The following is a 7,906-nucleotide window of genomic DNA, read 5'->3' on the forward strand; positions in this document are numbered from 1 at the left end:
TTTGGTTTTCAGATGTCTTTTTTCACTTATTTTGCTATTTATTTTGAAAACAAGACAAGCATCGAATTTTCACTAAAAATTCGTAATTTTGTGGGTCTTAATTTTTCAGGAGAAGACATTCTTTTCAACTGTATTTTCTAACAGCATTTCATCCATAATGCAGTTTAATATCAGGAGAATGTACGAATGAATTTAAAAGTTCAATTGATGACTGTTCCGGAATATTCCGGGGGCAAAACACCATTACTGGCAGATTAAATACTGTACAGTTACTTTTATGAATAAACAGAATATGGCTAGTACAACAGAAATAGATATAAAAAAACAGATTTTCGTTAAGAATGCACATCTTAACAATCTGAAACATATAGATGTTCTGATTCCTAAAAACAAACTGATCGTGATTACAGGAGTTTCGGGAAGCGGTAAATCATCTTTGGCTTTTGATACGATTTATGCAGAAGGACAGAGAAGGTATGTAGAAAGTTTAAGTTCTTATGCACGACAGTTTTTAGGGAAACTGGAAAAACCTAAAATTGATGATATTAAAGGACTGGCCCCTTCTATTGCCATCCAGCAGAAAGTAATTTCTTCCAATCCACGGTCTACAGTAGGAACATCCACTGAGATCTATGATTATATGAAACTTCTGTTTGCCAGAATCGGAAAAACTTTTTCTCCTGTTTCCGGAGAGGAAGTGAAAAAAGATTCGGTTTCTGATGTGGTCGATTTTATTAAAGCATCAAAAAAAGACACTCCTTTTTTATTAACTGCACCTCTGGAATATGATGCTGATAATTTTAAGGAAACACTGAATATTTTAAAGCTGGCAGGGTTCACAAGACTTGAAATAAATGGAAATGTAGCAGGAATAGAAGATTTGGAGAGTTTCGGGTTTGTCCCTGAAAAAGGAATGATCATCAATCTTGTGATTGACCGTTTTTCTTATGAAGAAGATGAAAGTTTCTTACAACGGCTTGCAGACTCTATTCAGATGGCTTTTTATGAAGGCCGCGGATATTGTGCACTGAAAAATCCGGACACGGGAGCAGTAAAAGAATTCTCCAATAAGTTTGAACTGGATGGGATAGAATTTCTGGAACCCAATGTTCATTTTTTCAGCTTCAATAATCCTTATGGGGCATGTCCGGCTTGTGAAGGCTATGGAAAAGTTATCGGAATTGATGACGATCTTGTGGTACCCAATAAAACCTTATCTATCTATGAAGATGCCGTAGTATGCTGGAGAGGGGAAACCATGAGCGAATGGAAAAAAGATTTTATCAAAAAGGCAGGCGACTTCCCTATTCATAAACCTTATCATCAGTTAACAAAGGAACAGAAAAACTTCCTTTGGAAAGGTGACGGAAGTAATAGTTTCCCTTCTATTAATAATTTCTTCAAGATGCTTGAGGAAAACCTATATAAAATCCAGTACCGTGTGATGCTTTCCCGCTACAGAGGAAAAACATTATGCCATACCTGTGAGGGCTTAAGGCTTCGTGAGGAAACCAGTTGGGTAAAAGTAGACGGGCACAACATCCAATCGATGATTGAGCTTCCTTTGGATGAGCTGGCTCCTTTAATTAATGGATTACAGCTGTCTGAGCATGACCAGGAAGTAGCAAAAAGACTGTTATATGAAATTACAACCCGCCTGGAATTTTTATTAAAGGTTGGTTTAGGATATTTAACGTTAAACAGAACCTCCAATACACTTTCCGGTGGTGAAAGTCAGAGAATTAATCTGGCAACAAGCTTAGGAAGTTCTTTAGTAGGATCTATCTATATCCTGGATGAACCTTCTATCGGTCTGCATTCAAAGGATACGGAAAACCTGATCGAAGTCTTGAAAAACCTTCGTGACTTAGGAAATACGGTTATTGTGGTAGAGCATGATGAAGATGTAATGAGAACCGCCGATTACATTATAGATATTGGTCCGGAAGCGGGTTATCTTGGTGGAGAACTGGTATTTGCCGGTAATTACAAAGACCTGAAAGATGCAGATACGCTTACTTCAAAATACCTTACCGGAAGACTGAAAATTGAAGTTCCGACAAAACGCAGAAAAGGGAAAGAATGGATTCATATCAAGGGAGCCCGTCAGAATAACCTTAAAAATATTGATGTAGATATTCCTTTGGAAAGCCTGGTGGTGATCTCCGGAGTTTCAGGAAGCGGAAAGTCTACGCTAATGAAAGAAATCCTCACCAATGATATCCAGATCCAATTAGGAATGGGGGGTAAAAAAGGCGATTATGATTCTGTGGAATTCCCTAAAAAACTGATTAAAAATATTGAACTGATCGACCAAAACCCGATCGGAAAGTCTTCCCGTTCCAACCCTGTAACCTATCTGAAAGCATACGATGACATCCGTGATCTGTTTGCCAAGCAGAAAATATCTAAAATGATGGGTTACAAACCTAAACACTTCTCATTCAACGTAGATGGCGGAAGATGCGACGAATGTAAAGGTGAAGGGGTGATCAATGTTTCTATGCAGTTTATGGCTGATATAGAACTGGAATGTGAAGTTTGCAAAGGAACGCGTTTCAAAAACGAGATCCTTGAAGTAAGGTTTGATGAAAAGAATATTTCCGATATCCTTCATATGACCGTAGATGAGTCCCTGGAATTCTTTAAAGATAATAATGAAGAAAAGATTGTTACCAAGCTAAGACCTTTACAGGAAGTTGGGCTGGGCTATCTGCAGCTGGGACAGAGCTCTTCTACCCTTTCCGGTGGTGAAGCACAGCGTGTAAAACTGGCATCATTCCTTGTTAAAGGCGTTACAACAGATAAAACCCTGTTTATTTTTGATGAGCCTTCTACTGGGCTTCATTTCCATGATATTCAGAAACTGTTGAAATCCCTGCAGGCACTGATTGATCTTGGCCATTCTGTGATCGTTATTGAGCACCAGCCGGATATTATCAAATGTGCAGACCATATTATCGATATCGGCCCTGAAGCCGGAAAACATGGTGGTGAAGTAGTATTCGCCGGAACCCCGGAAGATCTGGCAAAAAACAAGAAGTCTTATACCGCAAAATACATCAAGGAAAAACTTGAAAACTAACTATAAAACAGAGAGCCAATGAGCTCTCTGTTTTTTTATCTTAAAGTACATCGGTTAGCAAGGATACTAAAATAGCCTTGTATCAGATAATAAAGAATTCTTCAACAGTACACGACATATAGTATAAGACAGGCTTCTACCTATTTTAAAAATAGCCCCACCAGGAATCGAACCTGGATCTAAAGTTTAGGAAACTTCTATTCTATCCATTGAACTATGAGGCCTCTTGAATCGTAAAGTTACATATTATTTAAACCAATTTTGAAAATTTGAAGGTGGCAAAATGAGAGATCAATAGTAGTTCATTCATCAAAAAATAAAAGAACCCGCTCTTTAGGAGCGGATTCAGTAGATAATACATCTCATTTTTTTTAATTAGACAACAATAAAAAAGCACAGCCGACAATGCTGTGCTTAAATTTTTATTTCAAATTTAATTGCAATTTCAAGGGTAAGAAAAGCAAAAAAAGTTTCCACTTCGATTATTATTACATAGTAAATGTACAAATAATTCTAATACGAAATATTAATTTAATGTTAAAATTAACAAGTTATCCACATTTTTTTGTGGATAAGTGTAGTTTAATAATTATAAGCTATATGATACTGCCACTCATAAAGCCAACAGCCATTCTTTTAAATTGTATCAAACTCCATCATTATAAGCCATAAAGGAGTAAAAACATTTTCTAAGCTGATAGCAAAGGAAACCCTCCCATTTTATCGTACAAACTTTTTCATTAAAACTATAATGATAAAAATAAATATAAGACCTGTAAGAAATTTTATATACCCCTCTGTTTGATCCTGTATTTCTTTATAGCTTCTTCTATCTCCTATTAATTTGCGTAATATATAATATACACTATTACCAATCAGATTGATAATTATTTGTTGAAAGATGTATTCAAAGATACCCATTAATAATTTTTATATTTATCTTTAGATAAAGGTTTACCCACCTCTTGCAGGTACTTCCTATTATATTAGTAATTAAAATGCTGATTTTAGGAAAGAAATGGTAGCTCTTTATATTACATTAAGGTTTTGATGAATCTTTACACTTTTCAAAAAACGCACTTATTTGATCTTTATTTTTAATAAATTTTCCATTTTTAAAATAAGTATACTCTCCATATACAACTGATTGATTTTTTACTTCAAAATTATCAATACTATAATTTGAAGGCTGTAATAATCTATTTAAAATTTTTTTTCCATAATCGCTTTCTTTAGTAGTAGCATCTGTAAAATAAAAGATGGGAAAATCCTTATGTTTACATCTTAACAGCTCTTCTAACTTCAAAAGTATAATTATTTTTTTAGTTGGAATTTTACTTAAATAAACTCCACTTAGATTTAAAGGCTTAAATATCATTGTGTGTATGTCATTAAAAGCCAGCGCAAATTGCAATGGCTTTTATTTTCATGAATTCAAAGCCAGGAGACTTTGCATAGCTAGGGTTTATTCTTGTTACAGACTATATCAAAAAAATATACGATACTAGAAAGATTCAAGAGTATTTATCTTTTAGGTATAAATTTTTTTAATTTGTTGTCAATGTAATATGATGCTTCTTTTTCTCCTTCGCGAACCAAGAAATAAAATTTTAAGTTTTTCCTATCTTCTACATTATACCCTTCCCCCAGATTCTTATCCGTACTGTAGTTAATTTCCTCAATTTTAAAGATTTTCTGTGGTCTGATTAACCAATTCATTGTTAACAAATCTAACACTCCATACAATTCATCATTTGATTCTATGGAATAACCATAGTATTTCCTTTTTATGGAATGCTCAGAATCAATAAAAGCGAAATAACCCTCTGTCTGACTTCTACTATTACTGATTATATCATTTATGAGTTTTTTTTCTCCACTCATATCTATGACCCCCTGTTCTCCTTCCGTAGTTTTGTACTTGAACCAAATCTTATCATTTCCTACATAAACTAGGTCTAAATGTGAATAATCAAAATCTAGATTTCTTAAAGTTTCACCACTTGGTTTTATAACGGCATATCTATTTTCTTTAATAGCGATAGCAAAATCCTCATTCTTGTATTTGAATAATTGTGGACAATAAGTATAAGTGCCTGAAAAAGAAAAAATAGCATTATTAACAACATAAAATCCTTTTGAATACTCTTTTCTTATAGGATTTTTTGTTGACGAATTTTCAAAAATTTCCCAGTTTTGCAAAGACACCTCCATCTCCTTTGTGTTGCTATTTATTTCAAAATAGGCAATATTATTATAGTTCCCTCTTAAATTTGGTTTGGCAAAATCTAATTGGTAATAGTTAGGCAAAACAACTATTTTATTGTTTTTTGAGTTTAAATACCCCATCCCTTTTTCAGTTTCATAGGGAACTAAATTTTTAAAGTCTGTTGTCTTAATGTTGACAAAGTCCTTTTTAATAATGTTTTTAATACTGTCTTCATATTTTTCCTGGGAAAAAGTAGAACTACAGATTAAAATAAAAAATGGTAATAGGGATAATTTTCTGGTCATAGTTTTTTTTATATAAGGTTCTCATGCTTATAGACGTTTTCAAGTAATGAAAACGAGTATTTTCGGCGCACAAAAGTACAATTAAAATGATAACCCCGATAAAAATTGTAAGTGTATAACTTGTGGTGGACAATTATTTTATACTTTAATAAAAAAATGTAGTGTTAAGCCAAGTAGTAATAGTCAACCTGCACCTTTATTTGTTGTTAATCTGAAGAAGCTGTAATTTGGAGTCTTGTTTATCAGACAGTAATGAAAATAATATATAATTTTTGAAAGTTAAAATTTATTAATTTTAACTAGTATGTAATAATTATTTTTGAAATTTGTTCCACAACATAAAATATTTTTAATATGAAAAATTTAAAAAGAATTGAAAAAGCAGCATTAAAAACAATTGTCGGAGGTGCAGATTGTACCAGGCTATGTTTTGTCAATGATAAATTAACATGCGTTCCCTATAACTCATGTAGTGGTCCCGGACTTGAGCCATAAAAAATTAAAAAGGAGTTGAATAAATTCCTGTCAAGTTTACAAACTAAAATATGCGCAAATTTTCATGAATTTGCGCATGTTTTTATTTAAATAACTAATAATCATTAATATCTGTGAGATCAAGAGCGCCTGCGCTACCTTTTGTAAAACTTACCTTAATGTTTCTAAAGAGATCTTTGTATTGTAAATATAATAGTTTTCATAAACCATAAAATAAAAACCACTGCGATTTTGCAATGGTTTTTATTTTGTTCATAAGACATAAACGAGACACTCGTATTAGTGAGGTAGAGTTTATAAAATTGTTTTTACCAACATTCATAATGATCAACCCATTTCTTATTTTCTATTATTTTTTTTCCGGAAAACTTAAAATAGTATTTGTTTACAGAACCACAATATTTAGGAGTTTTTATAAAAAAAGGAATAACATCTATTCGTAATTGATCGTCTTTAATTTCTGAAAACACAGCAGCACTTAAGGGACCATTAGGAGTTGCTTCATATAAAACATGATCCCCGTATATCCTTTTTAAATCCCCTATAGTCAGCCAATTTTTATTATAATAATCCTTCTCCATTTTTTTTAAAACTTTACTTACACCAATAACCTTCATCCCTTTTTTAAAAATAATAGATTCATCATTAGTTAATTTTCTTTGTGGATATGCATATATAGAATCAAAAACATATACACCGGAAACATCTTTGCCAAATTGCTTAGTAGAAGTTTCTTTTCCAAAAAAATCTTTACTAATAACATTATATGCTAATTCATATCTTGAAGTGATTTTACAACCGTTTAGTATACTCAACAATAAAAAAAGCATTGAAATTTTAAGTACTTTAATTTTCATTATTATTTTATCTTCTTACATCAAAAAAACCTTAATATTATAAATATAAGGGAACGTAATACTAAACAACGATCTTATTTTCACTCCCATTCTAACATATTTTCTACAAAAAATGAATTGAAAATTTTATCATATCCAACTTTATTATAAAAAATAAATGTAATAACAAGTGGTTTTTGAACTTTTTTGAGATTATCATTCTTTATATAATATTGAACATAATTCATTTTAGCACCCAAATAAATTGTATCCTTAATATTAATATTTTTTTTCAAATCTACATAAGAGTTAATCTTTCGATAGTTTTTATTTAAAAAATACACCTGCATACGAATACTCCCATAATATTCATGCTCATTATGAATTAAATCTCTACATTGATTTGTATTTCTTTTCTCTATGCCATCTAGAAAGCTTATAACTGTATTCTTCATTTTTCTATTAGCAGAAGAATCAGTATTACAAGATATTAATAAAATACCTAGTATACATATTAATATTTTTATTCTCATAGTCCTACCTTTTGTATTTTATTCTGTTGTTGTCTTGCTTGATTATTCAATTCCGTCCTTTTTTTCACTTCTGGGTTATTATGAATAATTATGTTGTTTTTTCGAATCAGTGATTTAGATCCAGGTTCGATTCCTGGTGGGCCTACTTTTTAAATAATGTAGCATTGATTTTAGATAAAAAATAAGCCATTACAATTGTGGTGGCTTATCTTTTATCAATGCAGGACCTTACATTGCACGAGCAATACAATTCAAACATCACTAATTGTGAAATATCTTTAATAAGTTTTCAGGTAAATTTTCATTATTTATAAATCTCTCTACCCTATTTTCATCCATATTTTTATCAAAGTTAGGAGTTGCTATTGGAGTCCAAAATTTCTCGCCTATTTTCGAACTTGACTTCAATTGTAAAAAGGTATTATTACCCCGTAATTCTATAT

The 7,906-nt window shown here is 31.7% G+C and carries 7 protein-coding genes and 1 tRNA gene; 2 read left to right on the plus strand and 6 right to left on the minus strand.

The features are described from left to right. The first annotated feature begins 292 nt into the window (after positions 1–292). On the plus strand, positions 293–3,085 hold the full coding sequence (uvrA, locus tag JML65_RS16775) for an excinuclease ABC subunit UvrA (RefSeq protein WP_202271503.1): 2,793 nt from the start codon (positions 293–295) through the stop codon (positions 3,083–3,085). Between the two features lie 152 nt (positions 3,086–3,237). On the opposite strand, the gene JML65_RS16780 is transcribed toward uvrA, so the two are convergent. The 3 genes from JML65_RS16780 to JML65_RS16790 all read right to left on the minus strand — a co-directional run bounded on the left by JML65_RS16780 (position 3,238) and on the right by JML65_RS16790 (position 5,599). Next, positions 3,238–3,309, minus strand: a tRNA-Arg gene (locus JML65_RS16780). Between the two features lie 815 nt (positions 3,310–4,124). Beyond that, positions 4,125–4,499 (minus strand): hypothetical protein, encoded by a 375-nt coding sequence (locus JML65_RS16785; RefSeq protein WP_202271496.1) that lies wholly within the window; start codon positions 4,497–4,499, stop codon positions 4,125–4,127. Positions 4,500–4,609: 110 nt separating this feature from the next. After that, entirely contained in the window at positions 4,610–5,599 is a 990-nt protein-coding gene (locus JML65_RS16790; protein ID WP_202271497.1) for a hypothetical protein, read from the minus strand. 354 nt (positions 5,600–5,953) lie between these two features. Between JML65_RS16790 and JML65_RS16795 the strand changes: the two genes are divergently transcribed. After that, positions 5,954–6,094 (plus strand): hypothetical protein, encoded by a 141-nt coding sequence (locus JML65_RS16795; protein ID WP_202271498.1) that lies wholly within the window; start codon positions 5,954–5,956, stop codon positions 6,092–6,094. A gap of 308 nt (positions 6,095–6,402) precedes the next feature. On the opposite strand, the gene JML65_RS16800 is transcribed toward JML65_RS16795, so the two are convergent. From JML65_RS16800 to JML65_RS23900, 3 genes are all read right to left on the minus strand, one after another. Further along, positions 6,403–6,951 (minus strand): hypothetical protein, encoded by a 549-nt coding sequence (locus tag JML65_RS16800; protein ID WP_202271499.1) that lies wholly within the window; start codon positions 6,949–6,951, stop codon positions 6,403–6,405. An 80-nt stretch (positions 6,952–7,031) separates the two neighbouring features. Further along, a complete protein-coding gene (locus JML65_RS16805; protein WP_202271500.1) occupies positions 7,032–7,463 on the minus strand; it encodes a hypothetical protein in 432 nt (143 codons plus the stop codon). 261 nt (positions 7,464–7,724) lie between these two features. After that, positions 7,725–7,906, minus strand: a 182-nt coding sequence (locus tag JML65_RS23900) for a hypothetical protein (protein WP_237390918.1), incomplete at its 5' end; no start/stop codon positions are given.

Origin of the sequence: Chryseobacterium sp. KMC2, from assembly GCF_016756935.1 — a bacterium.
GTDB lineage: Bacteria > Bacteroidota > Bacteroidia > Flavobacteriales > Weeksellaceae > Chryseobacterium > Chryseobacterium rhizosphaerae.

Bases quoted from the DNA above. Each gene is read 5' to 3' on its own strand.
- JML65_RS16795 (WP_202271498.1), top strand. From the start codon at position 5,954: ATGAAAAATTTAAAAAGAATTGAAAAAGCAGCATTAAAAACAATTGTC.
- JML65_RS16805 (WP_202271500.1), bottom strand. From the start codon at position 7,463: ATGAGAATAAAAATATTAATATGTATACTAGGTATTTTATTAATATCT.
- JML65_RS16800 (WP_202271499.1), bottom strand. From the start codon at position 6,951: ATGAAAATTAAAGTACTTAAAATTTCAATGCTTTTTTTATTGTTGAGT.
- JML65_RS16790 (WP_202271497.1), bottom strand. From the start codon at position 5,599: ATGACCAGAAAATTATCCCTATTACCATTTTTTATTTTAATCTGTAGT.
- uvrA (WP_202271503.1), top strand. From the start codon at position 293: ATGGCTAGTACAACAGAAATAGATATAAAAAAACAGATTTTCGTTAAG.